General features: G+C 55.4%; 15 protein-coding genes and 2 pseudogenes. 3 read left to right on the top strand and 14 right to left on the bottom strand.

The window, feature by feature from the left end:
- Positions 1-115: 115 nt before the first annotated feature.
- Entirely contained in the window at positions 116-1,120 is a 1,005-nt protein-coding gene (locus tag PN477_RS05385) for an eCIS core domain-containing protein (RefSeq protein ID WP_272147053.1), read from the bottom strand.
- 225 nt (positions 1,121-1,345) lie between these two features.
- Between PN477_RS05385 and PN477_RS05380 the strand changes: the two genes are divergently transcribed.
- Positions 1,346-2,410 (top strand): AraC family transcriptional regulator, encoded by a 1,065-nt coding sequence (locus PN477_RS05380; protein WP_272120451.1) that lies wholly within the window; start codon positions 1,346-1,348, stop codon positions 2,408-2,410.
- Here the strand turns inward: PN477_RS05380 and PN477_RS05375 are convergent.
- From PN477_RS05375 to acsF, 4 genes are all read right to left on the bottom strand, one after another.
- Positions 2,358-3,062, bottom strand: a complete 705-nt coding sequence (locus tag PN477_RS05375) for an ExbD/TolR family protein (protein ID WP_272120453.1) — start codon at positions 3,060-3,062, stop codon at positions 2,358-2,360. The genes PN477_RS05380 and PN477_RS05375 overlap by 53 nt on opposite strands.
- Before the next feature lie 71 nt (positions 3,063-3,133).
- The gene (locus PN477_RS05370) at positions 3,134-3,805 is read right to left on the bottom strand and encodes a MotA/TolQ/ExbB proton channel family protein (RefSeq protein WP_072623073.1); all 672 of its coding nucleotides are present in this window, start codon (positions 3,803-3,805) and stop codon (positions 3,134-3,136) included.
- Positions 3,806-3,919: 114 nt separating this feature from the next.
- On the bottom strand, positions 3,920-4,606 hold the full coding sequence (locus tag PN477_RS05365) for a glutathione S-transferase family protein (protein WP_272120456.1): 687 nt from the start codon (positions 4,604-4,606) through the stop codon (positions 3,920-3,922).
- A gap of 277 nt (positions 4,607-4,883) precedes the next feature.
- Positions 4,884-5,960: a magnesium-protoporphyrin IX monomethyl ester (oxidative) cyclase gene (gene acsF, locus PN477_RS05360; protein WP_272120458.1), complete on the bottom strand. Its 1,077-nt coding sequence runs from the start codon at positions 5,958-5,960 to the stop codon at positions 4,884-4,886.
- A 226-nt stretch (positions 5,961-6,186) separates the two neighbouring features.
- Between acsF and PN477_RS05355 the strand changes: the two genes are divergently transcribed.
- Positions 6,187-6,606, top strand: a complete 420-nt coding sequence (locus PN477_RS05355) for a winged helix-turn-helix transcriptional regulator (protein ID WP_272120460.1) — start codon at positions 6,187-6,189, stop codon at positions 6,604-6,606.
- 74 nt (positions 6,607-6,680) lie between these two features.
- Here the strand turns inward: PN477_RS05355 and PN477_RS05350 are convergent, their stop codons facing one another.
- The 6 genes and pseudogenes from PN477_RS05350 to PN477_RS20820 form a co-directional block, all read right to left on the bottom strand.
- Entirely contained in the window at positions 6,681-7,112 is a 432-nt protein-coding gene (locus PN477_RS05350; protein WP_272120462.1) for a type II toxin-antitoxin system VapC family toxin, read from the bottom strand.
- On the bottom strand, positions 7,109-7,336 hold the full coding sequence (locus PN477_RS05345; RefSeq protein ID WP_272147051.1) for a hypothetical protein: 228 nt from the start codon (positions 7,334-7,336) through the stop codon (positions 7,109-7,111). The genes PN477_RS05350 and PN477_RS05345 overlap by 4 nt, the downstream gene beginning before the upstream one ends.
- A 40-nt stretch (positions 7,337-7,376) precedes the next feature.
- Positions 7,377-8,177: a phytanoyl-CoA dioxygenase family protein gene (locus tag PN477_RS05340; RefSeq protein WP_272120464.1), complete on the bottom strand. Its 801-nt coding sequence runs from the start codon at positions 8,175-8,177 to the stop codon at positions 7,377-7,379.
- Positions 8,178-8,317: 140 nt separating this feature from the next.
- On the bottom strand, positions 8,318-9,091 hold the full coding sequence (locus tag PN477_RS05335) for a COP23 domain-containing protein (protein WP_272147049.1): 774 nt from the start codon (positions 9,089-9,091) through the stop codon (positions 8,318-8,320).
- Between the two features lie 265 nt (positions 9,092-9,356).
- Positions 9,357-9,707: pseudogene (locus PN477_RS20825) on the bottom strand (DUF4912 domain-containing protein); the annotation flags it as partial.
- 1,041 nt (positions 9,708-10,748) lie between these two features.
- A pseudogene (locus PN477_RS20820) lies at positions 10,749-11,330 on the bottom strand (DUF4912 domain-containing protein); the annotation flags it as partial.
- 325 nt (positions 11,331-11,655) lie between these two features.
- Here PN477_RS20820 and msrA point away from each other — a divergent pair.
- Positions 11,656-12,318 (top strand): peptide-methionine (S)-S-oxide reductase MsrA, encoded by a 663-nt coding sequence (gene msrA / locus PN477_RS05325; RefSeq protein ID WP_272116778.1) that lies wholly within the window; start codon positions 11,656-11,658, stop codon positions 12,316-12,318.
- 123 nt (positions 12,319-12,441) lie between these two features.
- On the opposite strand, the gene PN477_RS05320 is transcribed toward msrA, so the two are convergent.
- The 3 genes from PN477_RS05320 to larC form a co-directional block, all read right to left on the bottom strand.
- Positions 12,442-13,203: a hypothetical protein gene (locus PN477_RS05320; RefSeq protein ID WP_272116776.1), complete on the bottom strand. Its 762-nt coding sequence runs from the start codon at positions 13,201-13,203 to the stop codon at positions 12,442-12,444.
- A gap of 67 nt (positions 13,204-13,270) precedes the next feature.
- Positions 13,271-14,521 carry an FtsW/RodA/SpoVE family cell cycle protein gene (locus PN477_RS05315; RefSeq protein WP_272116774.1) on the bottom strand — a complete coding sequence of 417 codons (1,251 nt, stop codon included), beginning with the start codon at positions 14,519-14,521 and terminating at the stop codon, positions 13,271-13,273.
- 103 nt (positions 14,522-14,624) lie between these two features.
- The gene (gene larC, locus PN477_RS05310; protein WP_272116772.1) at positions 14,625-15,839 is read right to left on the bottom strand and encodes a nickel pincer cofactor biosynthesis protein LarC; all 1,215 of its coding nucleotides are present in this window, start codon (positions 15,837-15,839) and stop codon (positions 14,625-14,627) included.
- Positions 15,840-15,876 lie beyond the last annotated feature (37 nt).

Below are 15,876 nucleotides of genomic sequence, written 5' to 3'. Positions count from 1 at the left end.
TTGCGATCAACCTCTAGAGATTTTTGACTAACTTTTTTCCTATACTGAGTAGCCTCTATTTCATGATCCAAAATTAAGGGAATGAACGTAATAGAAAGATATTCAAGCATCATTATTAGTCTGCACTAGCATCACCCCGCCCCCGAGTTCGCTCACGCCCCCCTCCAGCACCATATCCAAACGCATCGGACATCGCAATGTAATCGGCTGCAAATGCTGGCTTACTTCGTTCATTGTGAATTATAGTTCTCACGGGGCCAGCTAATTCTCTTAATACTTCTTCCATATCTGTCATCGTAAAATTATCTCGACCTTGGGCGATTAATCGATCTCTCAAACGAGAGCCAATATTGACATAATCAGGCCCATCATAGGGAATATATTGATCGAAAATGGCCGGCAAACCAATCGACGCATGGTAGGCATCTCGAATGATTCTCAGGTTTTCACCGGCAAGATTTTTATCAGTAAAGTCTAATGTTGCATCACATAATGGCCGATCCATCCGGAGTCGAAACCAAAAATCACTAAAATTGTCTCGAATAAAGTCGGCCCGTGCTACTTGATCGGCAGCCGGATCAGGGGAAGTGAGGTGTTTTGATGCGTCTGACAAACCTAGGCGTTGAATGATCGGATCGTGTTGACGTTGCACCGCTGCGCCGGTTTGCTGGACGACGTGGGTGAGTTCGTGGGCGATCAGTTCTTGGCCGCCTTTGCTGCTGGGGTTGTATTCCCCTTGGCGGAAAAAGACATCGCTGCCGGTGGTGAAGGCTTTGGCTTGGAGGGCGTGGTTGAGCGTATCTGAGGTGCGATCGGTGTGGACTTTGACATGGCTGAAATCGGCTCCCATGGCTTGACCCATGGAACGCTGTAGCTGCGGGTCGAGGGCTTGGCCGCTGCCTTGGGCGCGGTGAATTTCGGATTCAATTTCGACCGGGGCGGCGGTTGCTCCGGTGGCTTGCCGTTGCACGGTTGGCGCGGCTTGGCTGACATTATCAATCAACGCCCCAGGGGGGAGGGTGGTCGTGGGGGGTGCGATCGCACCTTTTTGGGAAGGCATTGTTTTGGGAGAAGGTGTGATCGCGTCACGTTTTCGAGAGAGTTTTAAGGAGGTAGACATGGGGGTTGAGGGCAAATGTCAGGATTAAAAATGCACTTTACGATCTGCTGAACCTCAGACATCGAGCCAACGACGACCTGAAATATTCACCCGATGATGATGGTGAAGATGCTATTTGTTGCATTATGAAAGGGTTAATCAAAAATGAGGTTGGCCGACAACGCCAAAAGTTTGGCCTTATGCACAATGCCCCGTGAAATTTTGTAAAGCATCCGAATTAGTGCAATGCTCCAGCGTTCTCCGACTGTCTCTGCCCACCTCATCTATACCTTTCTCCAAATGGCCCAAGCGCACGGAGTGGCGATCGCCCCCATGATGCGGCGAGTCGGCATTGATCAGGCCATGCTGCTGCAAGCGGGGGCGCGTTTTCCGGTACTGCAAGCCTGGGCCATGTGGGACGAACTGGCCCGCGTCACTCAGGATCTACAGATTGGCTTAAAGCTCGGTCGCTACGCGCTGTTGAATAGCTTGGGGGTGGTGGGCTACATGATGATGAATGCACCAACGCTGGGGGATGCGTTGACGATCTTGACCCAGTATGAGCGGCTGTTGGCGGATGTGGAGCGGTTTGTGGTGCGCCAAGATGCGACGGTTGTGCAGTTGGCGATCGCCAGCAGTGAGATGGGTTGGCATCCGGCGGAGCGGTATGTGGTGGATTATGTGATGTCTGCGCTCAAATGTATTTTTGATCGGTTGGTGGGGCGGGAAACCCAGTTGATTCAACGCATGGGATTTCACTATGCTGCGCCATCCGATGATCCAGGCTTGACGGTGCATCGGGAGACGTTCGGCGATGTGGCGTTTCAGTTTGGCGGCGAGGAAACCTATTGCGTGATCGATCGCCGGATGCTGACGTTGCCGGTGATTGGGGCGAATCCCCATTTTTTTAACCTGTTTGAGCAGCAGGGGCAGGTACTCCTGACGCAATCGGTGGGCAATCTGGTGAGCGATCGGGTTCGGCAAATCCTCGCCATCAGTCTCTACGGCCATCTGCCCACGATCCAGGAAGTCGCCACCTGCCTGATGATGAGTTCCCGCAGCCTGCAACATCACCTCCAACGGGAGGGAACCACCTTCACCCAACTCCTCGATGATGTGCGCCAAGTAATGTCCGCCAAACTCCTCACCCAAGATGACCTCACCAAAAGTGAAGTGGCCTATCTCCTCGGTTTCTCTGGGCTGAGTGCCTTTTCCCGCGCCCTCAAACGCTGGCAAGTTGACCGCGATCGCGCCGGCCTTACTCCGCTGGGAGAGCCGGTAAATTCGGCTCCGGGTCTGGGGTGGGAATAGGCGGTGCTCCGAGGGGAGCGAGGGAATCGGGGGCATCCGTGGGGGGAAAGGTACTATCTGGACTAGGGGCAAGGGGATCGAGGCCGGGTTGTCCAAAGTCCGGCGGGAGTTCACTGTCGGGGAGACCGTTGGGGATCATGTTGGGATCAATCGGGTTAGGCTCAACCGATTGCGGGGTTTGACCTTCGGGGAGCGTGGCTAAGGCGACGCGATCGCCCCCCACTTCTCGCAAAATATCCAACACCTGAATCACCTCGTCATACCGCGCCTCCTTCGACGCATACAACACCATCAACCCATCCGGCCGCGTCGCAAAATAACTCTCCACCGCCTGAAACAATTGGTTTCGCGTTGATACCGGATTTTGCTCCACATACACCTGCCCAAAATCATCCAAACTGATGATCAACATCTCCTGCATCTGCGCCGTGCCCGTCGTCGCCTTCGGCAAGTTCAAACTAATCGCCTGCTGCCGCGACACCCCCACCGCCGCCAAAATAAAAAACGTCAAAATACAAAAAATCACATCAATCAGCGGAATAATCTCAATCCGCACTTCCTCTTGTTTGTGGTTATCTTGCCAAAGCTGGAGGGGATGGGCCGCCGGGGCCGGGGCACGTTTTTTCGGAGGCGTAGAGGGGGATTGACTCATCAGAATTTTAAGGGGCGAACTGGAGAGAATTCGGGCCGGTGGGATGGGCATTTCCCACCCAATTACCAGATTTAAATCTCAAGGATTTTTTTCGGGCTGGGGGGTTGTTTCATCTGTTCTGCTTCGATCCACCGTTGGCGATAGAGCACTTCGAGATCGCTGCCGGCCTTGCGGAAAACGCGGATTTGACCGAAGAGAAAGGCCTGAAAGAGACGATAAAACGCGAGGCTAATAATCGCCACCACCAGTCCGGCAGCAGTGGAAATTAGCGATTCCCCGATCCCCAACGTGACCCCGGCGGTGGAGGCGGTTCCAAGGTCGCTAATGCTGATCGAGCCGAGGGAATTAATCAGCCCCAAGACTGTACCGAGGAGGCCGAGTAAGGGCGACAGGGCGATCACGGCTTCGAGGATTTTATCGCCTCGGCGCATCATCGCCAGTTCGTCATCGGCGGCGGCTTCGAGGGCGAGATGAAACACCTCCGGTTCGGGTTGGGTGAGATGAAGCGGGGTATAGAGAAATCGACCCATGGGATGCTCGCGGTAGTCGCGGGCGACTTCGACGGCGGCATCCCAGTTACGATAGGCGGTGTCCATGACGCTCATCAGGATTTGCCGCTCTTGAAGCAGGACACGCGACCAAAACCAGAGGCGATCGAAAATTGCCCCCATGGCGAGAACGGAGAGGAAGAGTAAGGGCCAGATGGCGACCCCGCCTTTATCGATGATGTCTTGAACTGTCACGGTGCTGTGCTCCCCTTGACCAATTGCATGATTAATCGTTGATTTTGACATATTTTCCTCGCAACCCCACGGGGGGTGGGGCTGAGGATGGGGGAAAATGGGGCGGAGCTTGGCTTAGGGTTGGCGCAGTTCTTGGGCGGTGGTGCTGGTGGCGGTGTTGTTGGCATAGCGGCGATAGTCTTCGACATATTGGGCGGGGTCGTTTTGCCAGGTTTGGATCGTGGGGTGTTGTTGGAGGGTGTGCCACCAGTGCTGGAGGCGCGGACAGTCGGCGGGGAGGGGAAATTGACGATGGGCGGCGATCGCAGACCACCGCTCCAACCAGGGATAAATGGAAATATCCACCAAACTCAAGGTATCACCGAGGATGTAGGGCTGATCCGGTTGGAGGGCTTCGGTTTCGAGGAAGCGGCAATGGTGGTACAGTTCTTCGCGCCACTGGTCTTGTTGGGCGGGGTCTTGGGCGAGGAGAAGTTTATAAAAGGCCGTGGTGAATTTGGTGTTCACAAAGTCGATCCAAATCCGAGCGATCGCCCGCTCTCCCGGTAAGGTGGGCAGCAGGGGCGGATCGGGAAATACTTCATCAATATATTCATTAATAATTGCGGATTCCCAAATGCGATCGCTCCCCACCACCAACACCGGCACTTTTCCGTAGGGAGAAATCTCGTGAAAATTCTCCGGCTTATGGTCAAGGTCAATTTCGACTCGTTCAAACTCTACCCCCTTTGCCGTCAAGGTTAGGCGGGTGCGGTGGGCGTAGGGGCAGCGGTTGGAGCTATACAGGGTTACAGAGGGCATCGGTTGTTACGGGTGGAGTCTGTGCCTCTAGGGTACAGGATGGAGCCAGTGCCAACCGCTGCAAAAATCCCCCATCTCCTCATGCCAGGAGACGGGGGAACCAGCGTGAACCAACTGAGTGCATCCCAGCTATGCAATCCCTCACCCAACCCTCTCCTGAGGGAGAGGGCTTTTGGCTCCTTTCTCCTGCGGGAGAAGGGCTGGGGATGAGGGTGATCCCTGGCGAGCCATGGAAATCTGCAACAGTGGGATGCACCCAACCAACTTTAAAATGGCCTTAATGCACCGTGGCGCGTTGCGCTTCCGCGTCAATGGATTTGAGGAAATAGAGACGCAGGATATTCCCAGCGATGCGGGCCTGGAGGGGCAATTTTTGCAGGGCTTTGAGCCAAGCCGGGCGATCGCTCTCACTGAGGCGCGTTAACTCCAAATTCGCGTCCGAACAGTCTTCCATGAGGCGGAAAAAGTCCGGATGGCTCGTATCCAACACCGCCGGAAACGCCCGCAGTGAGGTTTCATTGGTGTTGCGAATCACATCCCGGTTATAGGTTTTCGCATCAAGGCCGATCATTTCATAAAAATCCGATCGCTCAAACACCGTCAAGGTATGAGTAACGAACACAATTAACAGGAAAAAGCGGGCCCAGAGGCGAGAAGTCCAAGTTTTCCAAAGTTTAGGCTGCGATCGCAACAACACCTTAAAGAAATCCCCATGGCGATTCTCATCCTGACACCACTGCTCAAAATAGCGAAACAGCGGATAAATTTGATATTCCGGCTGCTTTTCCAAATGGCGAAAGGTCAAAATATAACGCCAATACCCGATTTTTTCCGAAAGGTACACCGTATAGATCACCCATTCCGGCGGGAAAAATGTATAGGAGCGTTTTTTCGTCAGATAGCGCAAATCCAGAGACACACCAAAATCCGCCATCGCCTTATTTAAAAAGCCCGCGTGCCGCGCTTCATCCCGTGCCAAGAGGCCAAAGGCTTCAGCGAGTTTCGGGCTATCGGTTTTGAGGCGGCGTGACAGTTCTTTAAAGAGGAGAAACCCGGAAAATTCCGAGGTACAAGACCGTTCAAGAAAATCAACAAACACCGATCGCACATGTTCCGGCAATTGATCCCAGGCTTGGTTAAACTCATCATCGCGGACGAAGTGATGGCGATTGTAGTCGGCTCTGAGTTCATCGATCGCCGCTTCGAGTTCATCGGCTTGGGACGCGAGGCTCATTTTGGCGATCGCCTCAAAATCCGTCGTATAAAAGCGCGGTGTCAAAAGAGTTTCCTTCACCGGAGCCTTCACGCCGGGGCGAATCTCATCGATTTGGGGAGTCGGCAACGCAGTAACCATAGGGTGCAATTCGCAAGAAAGTTCATTCAAGTTCTCCCATCCTTGCGCAAGCCCCCCAAGCCGACAAGAGGGTTTCCGACTCTACCCCTAAGTTTCCCAAGGGAAACAATTAGGATGCCGTCAGGGGTTGAGGCTGATTCTACAAATTATTAAGTTTTCCGGGCAAAGGGCGACAGTACGCCCGCCAATCTGGATTAATCAAAAGAAAAAACACAAGGTAATCCGCATGGCAAACCCGGACAATTGCGCCGCCCCCGTGACCCAATGCCCGATTCAATATGTGGTGGATCTGTTGGGGAATAAATGGTCAATCTTGATCCTGCGGGAACTGTTTGGGGGCGATCGCCGCACCCACGAACTCCTCAAAGCCCTCCCCGGCATCAGCACCAAAACCCTCAGCGCCCGCCTCCGCACCCTCACCACCTACGGCCTCGCCGAACGCCGCGTCTACGCCGAAGTCCCCCCCCACGTTGAATACACCCTCACCCCCAAAGGCGAATCCCTCCGCCCCGTCCTCGCCGCCCTCCACACCGTCGGCTCCCAATGGCTCGCCCAAGACCCCTGCGCCTGCCCCCTGACCGGAGCAGGTGAACCCCAAGCGACATCATCCAGCCCATCCCAGGCCATTGAAAAAAGCCTCAGTTAGCATTGTTAGATCGTTTGTGAGGGCAGAGGTATGAGCGGGGTTGAGACTGAAGCGATCGCACCTGAATTTTCTCATCATTTCTCCCCACTCCAAGGATTAATTAAAGTAACATTCATCATCGAAAAATCCTTAACGTTGCGAGTCACTAAGTTCAAATTGTGATAGCGACAGGTTGCAGCAATTAAACTATCAATGACAGGAAGTTTTTGCCCCCGTCTCAACGCTTCACCACACATTTTTGCCCATACATCAATCACATCCTGCTCAATTGGCAGAATACGAGATGTAAACCGCGCTTCTATGCTATCAAGCCACTGCGATAACATCCTGGCTTTTTCAGGATGAAGATTTTCTATCTTGACAATCCCTTTTTTGATTTCACCAATGGTCAAAATACTGAGAAATAACGCATTCTCATCCTGTTCAGACATCCAAGAGAGCACTGAGTGATCCGGCTTTTTCTTCAAGTATTCTGATAAAGCGCAAGTATCCAGAAGATATTTCATAAAATAAAATCTCGTCCTGTATCCTTGTCTCGCTCAAAACAGATTATTTCCTCTTCATCTAAGATAGGCAATCGCAACATCTGAACGAGAGAACAATTTGGCGTTTCTTGTGTCTGTTGGAGGATGCGATCAATGGACTGTATAACATCTTTAGCAATACGATTCTGATCCGGTTCAGATAATATCTGGATTTTTTGGATCATTTCGGCTAACAAGTGGTTCATGGGTTAAGCCTCCACGATTTTTTAATGTTCTTACAGATGATCATACCCAAAGGTTTGAGCGTATCAGCCACCGATCGCCCCTTAAACTTTTTGGGATCTGCGTCGGATTGAACCAGCGGAGGCCGAGACTGAAGCGATCGCACCTCATGCCGGCTCGTACCCCGCTGCGGTGTAACGTCCCCCAATGCACCAAGACCCCGTCCCCCGGTTCTAGGGGTAAGAGTTCTGGCGGGGTGGGGGCGAAGTGGGCGGCGAGGGTGCGATCGCTGAGGGCGTGATAGTGGAAAAGCTGCGTTTGGGGGATGGGATAGAGTTCGAGGCTGGGGGCATCGATGCCGCAGGGGGTGAGGGGGAGCCACAGCGTCACCATCGGCGTGGGGGGTGTGGTGCAGTGGGGCGGCGCATCGGGCTGGGGTGGAAACGTCACACCGTAGGCCCCTTCTTGATGCCAGCGGTTGGGGTGGTGGAGCGGGTGGGCGCGATGGGGGGCGTATTGTTGGCGGAGAGTGGCGCGGGTTAGGGTGCAGTGGGTGAAACCGCCGATCGCGTCCAACAATGCCAGCCCATCCGGGGCAGCGGTGAGACAAGCTCGGAGCGTAGCGGCGAAGGAGGCGAGGCCGAAATCTTCGAGGGCGATGGGGTTGAGGGCGGTGGAATAGGGGTCGAAGCGGTAGGACGGGGGCAGGGGAATGTGGGCTGGGCCATGGCGAGCGATCGCATCATTCATCGCTTCAAAACAGGCCGCCGTTGCCGTAGCGATCGCCCCCAACGCCGCCCCGCCGAATTGACCCCGCACCACCGTAAACCCCCGCTCGTGATAGTCCTGTACCGCTGCTTCCATACCGTCTTCCTGCCTTAATCATCCTGTTTGCTCCGATGATCTACGCTGCACCATTTTGAGCAGTAGCACAAAAAAAGCCCCTACACCGTAGGGACTTGGGAACATAACACACAGAAGCAACCTGTCACCGTAGGAACGTTCTAGATATCAAAATCAATCGGTAAACCCTGGGGAGCGGGGCGACGATTGGAGGGCGTGGTGGGGATCGGTGCAGAGGAGCGGAGATTTAACTGTTCACCGGTGCCGCGATCGGAGGGGGCGAGGAAGGGGCGGAGGTTAATGCCACCGAAGTTGGATCGGGAGGGTGCGGGATTCGCTGCACCACCACCGGGTAAGTCCACGCCGAAAATATCGCCCACTTGACGCAAATCACCGAGAATATTGCCGGGACGGTTGCGGTCTTGGAGTGTGGGAACGCCTTGGGTTTGTTGGCCGCTGTTGGCGAGGGTGAGGTTATTGAACACGCTGTCGCGGGTGGCGATTGGGTCTTGACCGGGGGGAACAGTTAAGACGATGCGACAGGTGGGATCATCCTCGGTGGTCACACAGATGGTGTCATAGCCGTTTTCCATGCCGGTGCTGAGTTCCACCAAACCATCGGGGCGATATTCTTCGAGGCGGCGGCTAATCTCTGCACAACGTCGTTCTGCGGTCCAGCCGCCGCCTAAGCTGCGGGGGGCTGCCCAGGCGTACTGTTGATTGGGTTGTTCGACGGGGCTGTAGGCAACGGTGGGGGTTGCATCCATGGATTGACAGGAAAAGCGGGGATTGTCTACGGGCTCAACAACGACATCGGCTTCCTCTGCCGCTGGCTCGTTGGTGGATTGGGCCGAGACCGAGAGCGCATTACCGAGCACCATGGTACTGAGGAGGGAAAAGCCAAGGGCGGTGAGAGAAAGGCGAGATAAACGCATAGTCATTTTTTTAAGGAGCGATCGATAACAACAGGGATTGAGTGACGGCAGAATTAACCCGATATTTTCTATAGATTGCGGACGTGGTTGGGGGGGATTAAGTTCCAAGGGGGGCGATCGCATCACGAGAGAAAAAGGTGCGATCGTGAAACTGAATCGCAAAAATCTAGCCCCAGTTGTGAAAACCAGGGCTAGATAGATCAAGACATGAGCCTTGCTCGATTGCGCTATTTCAATTGTCCGTTAATCGGCATAGAGATTGTGGTTAAGCGTCGAACCATTCTAGGGTTGCCTCTTCCCGTGTATTGGTGTGGCGGGATGGCGTTTGGCGTTCAAATTCCATGTGGATCGCACGGGTTTGTTCACCATCGGAGGCCACCGCCATGATCGGGTAGTCCAGTTGGCCATCTTGGAAGGACATTTGGAACCGGAATGTTCCGTCTTCGTTGAGCTTAATCGGACGACCGCCAATGGTGACGGTGGCATCGGGTTCCGTTGCGCCGTAGACGATCAATTCAGCATCGGCCACAAGCCAGAATTTGCGGGGGCGAATCGGCGGGGCAGAGGCGGAAAAACCAACGCCGGACATGTTGTAACCGGACATGGTTAAGCCACTGAGGCCAGCCCCGGACATCGTTAAACCTGCCCCAGACATCATGCCCATACCAGACCCAGAAGCGGTTAAACCTGCCCCAGACATCATGCCCATGCCGGACATCCCGTAGCCGGACATCCCATAACCAGACATCATGCCCATACCAGATCCAGAAGCGGTTAAGCCTGCCCCAGACATCATGCCCATGCCAGACATCCCGTAGCCGGACATCCCATAACCAGACATCGTTAAGCCCGCACCCGAAGCGGTGAAGCCCATGCCAGACATCGTTAAACCTGCGCCAGACATCATGCCCATGCCGGAGACAAGGGTTTCGCCCATGCCATAACCGGACATCATGCCCATGCCGGAGACGAGGGTTTCACCCATGCCGAAGCCGGACATTCCGTAACCGGACATGGTTAAGCCCGCACCCGAAGCGGTTAAGCCCATACCGGACATCGTTAAGCCTGCCCCGGACATCATGCCCATACCGGATACGAGGGTTTCGCCCATGCCATAACCGGACATCATGCCCATGCCAGACATCATGCCCATGCCGGAGACGAGGGTTTCACCCATGCCATAACCAGACATTATCCCTGCACCGGAAACACCTGCACCGGACATGGTTAAGCCTGCACCGGATATGCCTGCACCGGACATGCCAGCACCGGACATAGTTAAACCCACACCGGACATGCCAGCACCGGACATAGTTAAGCCTGCCCCAGACATCCCCGCACCGGACATGGTTAAACCTGCTCCGGACATGCCAGCACCAGAGGCCCATTGACCGATCCCAGAGGGGAAGATGTAGGAGCTGAGGCTTTCTTCGGCGCGGAACATGGAACCGGCTTGGCGTTTGGTGGCGGCGACTTCTTCGAGTTCGCGCATCCGGCGGCGAATTTCGTCTTCAATGCTTTCGCCGCCCATTTGCTCGAAGTGATGGATGGATTTTCCGGCGAGTTCTTGTTCCCATTCTACGGTCATGAAGCGGTCTTCGATCCAGTCGGAGGGGTAGACGGGGGGGACGCGCACGATGCCGGAACGGGCGAGGCTGAGCCAACGGCCATCCATGCAGCGATAGCCGATTTCGACCATGTAGTCGCGATCGCTGATCGGAATCGGTAAATACCACTCGCGGGCCAGTTCATCGCAGGGGTATTCTTGGGTATTTTGAGGGTTTTGGTCGTTGAGATTGATGTTGGTAACGTCGTAAATGCGGAGGGCGAGTTGTTGTCCACCCTGACGACGGAGGCTTTCTTTCTGGTCGTTGGGGATATCCCAATAGGTGTAACACCATTGGGGATCACGAGGCATTAACACAATGCAACTCTCACCATAGCCACTGGGTAAGTCGGGTAAGTCTGCATCCACAGAAGCTAAATCCGGGAGGGCTTCGTCGTATTGACCCACTTCAAACTTTGATGCTTCCACTGCTGTTTTTTCCTCGGTTGGTTGACTCGCTAAGTTAACGGAAGATGAAAGGGGGGGAGCTAGGCGTTCAATTTCAATCGCTTGGATAGCAGCGAGAAGTTGCGATTTCCGCATTCTGCTGTATCGAGAGATGTTATAGTCACTGGCAACTTTACGCAGTTGCCGCAAGGTAAGTTCTTCTAAGGATTGGCGTTGTTCGGCCATCGGTACGTTTTGTTTGTTATCAGGGTTGCTATCAAAAAAGCATTTGGATGAACAGAAGGTATCGCATCTTCAGACAGCCGGCGCGATCGCTTGCCTATATCTAAGAAGCCTAATCCTCTAGGGTCAAGGGGCGGATGGCATGAATTCATTCCCAGCACACGAGAGGATGGGCATGGCGGGGATCATTGCGTCAATAAACCGTAACAATTGATCCCAGGTCTGGATTGGGGGGTGCGATCGCGCCGCAATTCCCTAACCTTCTTGGGGAGGATCGCTAGACTGTATAGATGTACATCGTGATGGCTGCGGCCAATATTTTTACACTATGGGTTTATTTGGTTTTGGTAAAAAATTAACCTTGCCGGCCCCCGGCGAAGCCTTACCGGGACGCTCCCAAGCGATGCCGGTTCCGAAACAACATTTTGTTAACGGTCATCCCCTCAAAGCTCCGTTTCCGGAAGGGATGGAATTGGCGATGTTTGGGCTGGGGTGTTTTTGGGGTGCGGAACGGAAGTTTTGGCAGTTAGAGGGCGTATATTCCACAGCGGTGGGCTATGGGGCGGGCTTAACCCCCAATCCGACCTATCAGGAAGTCTGTACTGGGCAAACGGGGCATAACGAGGTGGTGCTGGTGGTCTACGATCCCCAGGTGATCCCCTACGAAATGCTGCTTAAGGTGTTTTGGGAAAGCCACAATCCGACCCAAGGGATGCGCCAAGGGAATGATACGGGCACGCAATACCGCTCCGGGATTTACACCTATTCTGAGGCACAGCAGCAGGCGGCGATCGCCTCCAAGCAAGCCTATCAAGCGGTGATCCAAGCCGCGAACTATGGTGAAATCACCACAGAAATTCTAGACGCGCCGGAATTCTACTACGCCGAAGACTATCACCAGCAATACCTGGCGAAGAATCCCAACGGCTACTGTGGCCTGGGGGGGACAGGGTTAGAATGCCCTATTGGTTTGCTGCAAACTCAAGAGTAGGGTCACACACCTCTGAATCGGTGGGTTACGGCGGATTGCTAAATGGCAGTGATATCAGGAGTTTAAGCCGCCTAACCCACCCTACTGAATTGACCCCTCGCCCGCTGGATGAGGGGTTTTTGCTTATCGTTCGACCCAGTGGGGTTCGGGGATGGGGTGTTTGAGGTGGAGGGGGAGGTGGAGGGGTTGGCGGTCGGTGTGGGAGAGGAGGGCGGGATCGATGTGGTTGAGGGTGGCGACGAGGGCGTGCTGGACGCGGGGATGGTCTTCCTGGCTGAGGGAGAGGAGGAAATATTCGCGCAGGTGTGCCCGTTGGCTGCGGCTGTAGCGGGGGTAGGCTTGGCTCAGTTTGCGGACGGCGAAGAGGCGTTTAATCGGGTTGGGATGGCTGAGGGCCCAGACGAGGCGATCGTAGCGGTGGTTGAGGTGGTGGCGGTGTTGGTGGAGAAACTGGCTGATCAGTAGGCCGAGAATGGCGATGATGCCGATGCTTTGGAGAATTTCACTGGTGGCGAGCCAATGGTTTTCGGTGGTGAGCCAGAGGGTGCTGGCGAGATAGGTGGCGATCGCCATGCCGCCCCCACTGGCCACCGCAATCACAAGGGGCTGTTGCGGGCCATCTAGCACCCGCTGCACCGTGGCCCAATATTTCCGCCATTGGCCCGTTTGTAGCCAATAGACCGAGAGCATCGCCCCGACTCCGGCACTGGTGGAGAGGACGAGTTGCCAATTCCACAGGCAAAGTGCGATCGCGCCCCCCGTGCCGACCCCCCATTGACCCAAGCGTCGAGTTTGGGGATCACGCCAAAGGCGCACCCCCTGAGCAAGCAGGGTTAGGGTGAAGCGTTGCCAAGCCGGTGAGCGAGAAGAACGAAGCGAAGCCACAGATTTTAGTCCGCAGAGTTGAATCAACAGAGGGCCATCAGCCCATAGCCCAGTGTACCACCCTGCTTTAAGGGTTTTCGGGTGGGGTGGGATTCGGGGGGGTGGAATGGGGCTTGGTGCGGCGGCCCTGGAGGGACACCACTTCGGCAACGGTGCTTTCGCGGGCGACACGGATCAGGAGGCCCGCGATCGCTAAACTCGCAATCACCGAACTGCCCCCATAGCTAAAGAACGGCAACGGTAGCCCCGTGGTCGGCAGCATCCCCGTAGCCACCGCAATATTAACCAACGCCTGCCCCACCAGAAAAATCATCGCCCCCATCGCAATCAGTTGATGCACTGCATAGCGAGACTTCAGCGCCACCCACACCGCCAGCGTCGCATAGCAGCCCAAGAGGAGCAGCAGCAAGATCCCGCCCACGAGGCCAAATTCTTCGGCGAAAACCGCAAAAATAAAGTCTGTGTATTGAATGGGCAAGTAGAATAATTTTTGTTGCGACAGGCCATACCCCGATCCCCACAGGCCCCCCGACCCCACCGCCAAAAGACTTTGAATCAGTTGATAGCCGTCCTGCATCGGGTCAGCCCAGGGATTGAGGAACGAGATCACCCGGCGGCGTTGGTAGTCTTGGATGCCAATACTGAAGAGTCCCAAGACTAAACCAGAGCCAGCCGTTCCCCAGAGCGCAAGCCAGGGCAGGCCCGCAGCCAACGCCATCAGCCAGAGACTCATGCCACAGAGGGCGGCGGTGCTGAGGTTGGGTTGGAGGAGAATCGCCCCTAGCATGATGGCAAAAATGCTCAACCAGATGCCCCGCACAATCCACGGCAATTTTGGCCAGCGACCGAAGATCGAGGCACTTTGCAAAATGAGAACGGGTTTGATCAGTTCTGAGGGTTGGAGGGGAATGAAGAAGAGGGTGAGCCAGCGGGTGGCTCCGTTGACGGTGGTGCCGATGCCGGGAATGAGGGTGATGACAATGAGAAAGACAAAAAAGGGCATCAGCCAGCGGGCCAGATTGAGGAGGCGGCGGATGGGCGATCGCACCACCACACTAAACCCCACCATCCCCAAGGCAATCCATACCAATTGACGCTTGAAGTAATACAGCCCATCGCCATATTCCGCATCGGCCACCGGGAAGGAGGCGGAAAACAGCACCATCAACCCCAAAAATAACCAAAGAAACGTTAACCACCGCAGCAATCGCGCTTCCATCGACCAATGGGCCACATCCCCATCCAGGAAGGGGATCAGGTAGCGAAAGGCTTGAGTCCACGATCGCGTTTTGGCTTGAGTGGGTGGATTTAAGGTCATCGGGTTGGGGGTGGGTAGGGAATCGCGCCCCTAGGCGATTGGCGACGATTCAGGATCAGGATCAATTATCGGGGATCAGGATTGATTGTATGGGGCGGGGGATTCATTGGTGTTGCTCCCAGGCGGTGAGGGCGGCTTGGTGGACGGTGTGCCAGGGGATGCCGTGGGCTTGGGCGTGGGTGGCGCAGTCTTCGTATTCCGGTTGGATGTTGAGGATGCGATCGCCCTGGGAGGCAATTTTCAGGGTGACATCACCGTAGGGGGTGGTGACGGTGTGGAAGCGGCGGGCAAGGATGCGGCGGCGTTGGGGCGATCGCCGAATCCCCAGGGTGGGCGTTTCTTGAAAGAGCACCGCTTCACAGGCGGCCACGGCAGCGGGGGGACAGATGACGGTGATCAGCGTGCCAAGGCGAGATTTTTTCATTTGAATGCCTTGGGTGAACACATCGAGGGCCCCGGCGGTGAACAGTTGGGCTTGGGCATAGGCGATCGCTTGGGGTGAGGCATCGTCAATCTGGGTTTCGAGGACGATCACCGTTTCGAGGTCGTCAGCGTTGGGATCGGTGGCCCCGGTCTCAGCGGCAGCGGTGGGTGTGCCAATCCACACGCGCACCATATTCGGCAGCGGCAAGGCCTTCGTCCCCGCACCCCAGCCGGTTTTCTGGATTTGCATGGGCGGTACAGTGCCAAAATTTTGGGCTAAGGTGACCATCAACGCCGCTCCCGTGGGGGTGACGAGTTCGCCCTCCAGATCATTACTGTAGATCGGGACGTGGCGCGTTTCCCACAGTTTCAGCACAGCGGGGACGGGCACGGGGAGACGACCATGGGCGGCCTTGACCGTGCCGCTGCCGGTGGGGAGGGCGGAACAATAGACCCGACTGACACCGAGCCAATCGAGGCCGATACAAGTGCCGACGATATCGACGATCGCATCCACTGCGCCCACTTCATGGAAATGGACGGTTTCCGGGGGGATGCCGTGGACGGCTCCTTCGGCGATCGCCAACTGTTCAAACACCTGGAGCGACCAATCACGGGCTTGGCGGGGCAGTTTTGCGCCCTGGATGAGGGCAGTGATTTCGGGGAGATGGCGATGGGGGGGATGGTCGGATTTCTGGAGGTCCACATGGACTTTCGTCCCCTGTTGGCCGTGGTGGGTGATGGGGTGCGATCGCAGCCGATACTCCCCCGCCATCCCTAGCCCATGAAGCTGATCAATCAAGTACTCTAGGGGAACGCCGAGATCCACCAATGCTCCCAAACACATATCGCCCGCAATCCCCGTCGGACAATCAAAATAGGCGATTTTGGTCATTGTTCACCCTACCTCTCTAAGCCGTAAATATCAGCTT

Source organism: Spirulina subsalsa CS-330 (genome assembly GCF_028330765.1).
GTDB lineage: Bacteria > Cyanobacteriota > Cyanobacteriia > Cyanobacteriales > Spirulinaceae > Spirulina > Spirulina subsalsa_A.
This window is presented reverse-complemented; position numbering and strand designations above follow the sequence as displayed.

What these genes read in the sequence shown, in the direction of transcription:
- PN477_RS05385 (WP_272147053.1), bottom strand. Translation starts at nt 1,120, where the DNA reads ATGTCTACCTCCTTAAAACTCTCTCGAAAACGTGACGCGATCACACCT.
- PN477_RS05380 (WP_272120451.1), top strand. Translation starts at nt 1,346, where the DNA reads ATGCTCCAGCGTTCTCCGACTGTCTCTGCCCACCTCATCTATACCTTT.
- PN477_RS05375 (WP_272120453.1), bottom strand. Translation starts at nt 3,062, where the DNA reads ATGAGTCAATCCCCCTCTACGCCTCCGAAAAAACGTGCCCCGGCCCCG.
- PN477_RS05365 (WP_272120456.1), bottom strand. Translation starts at nt 4,606, where the DNA reads ATGCCCTCTGTAACCCTGTATAGCTCCAACCGCTGCCCCTACGCCCAC.
- acsF (WP_272120458.1), bottom strand. Translation starts at nt 5,960, where the DNA reads ATGGTTACTGCGTTGCCGACTCCCCAAATCGATGAGATTCGCCCCGGC.
- PN477_RS05355 (WP_272120460.1), top strand. Translation starts at nt 6,187, where the DNA reads ATGGCAAACCCGGACAATTGCGCCGCCCCCGTGACCCAATGCCCGATT.
- PN477_RS05350 (WP_272120462.1), bottom strand. Translation starts at nt 7,112, where the DNA reads ATGAAATATCTTCTGGATACTTGCGCTTTATCAGAATACTTGAAGAAA.
- PN477_RS05345 (WP_272147051.1), bottom strand. Translation starts at nt 7,336, where the DNA reads ATGAACCACTTGTTAGCCGAAATGATCCAAAAAATCCAGATATTATCT.
- PN477_RS05340 (WP_272120464.1), bottom strand. Translation starts at nt 8,177, where the DNA reads ATGGAAGCAGCGGTACAGGACTATCACGAGCGGGGGTTTACGGTGGTG.
- PN477_RS05335 (WP_272147049.1), bottom strand. Translation starts at nt 9,091, where the DNA reads ATGCGTTTATCTCGCCTTTCTCTCACCGCCCTTGGCTTTTCCCTCCTC.
- msrA (WP_272116778.1), top strand. Translation starts at nt 11,656, where the DNA reads ATGGGTTTATTTGGTTTTGGTAAAAAATTAACCTTGCCGGCCCCCGGC.
- PN477_RS05315 (WP_272116774.1), bottom strand. Translation starts at nt 14,521, where the DNA reads ATGACCTTAAATCCACCCACTCAAGCCAAAACGCGATCGTGGACTCAA.
- larC (WP_272116772.1), bottom strand. Translation starts at nt 15,839, where the DNA reads ATGACCAAAATCGCCTATTTTGATTGTCCGACGGGGATTGCGGGCGAT.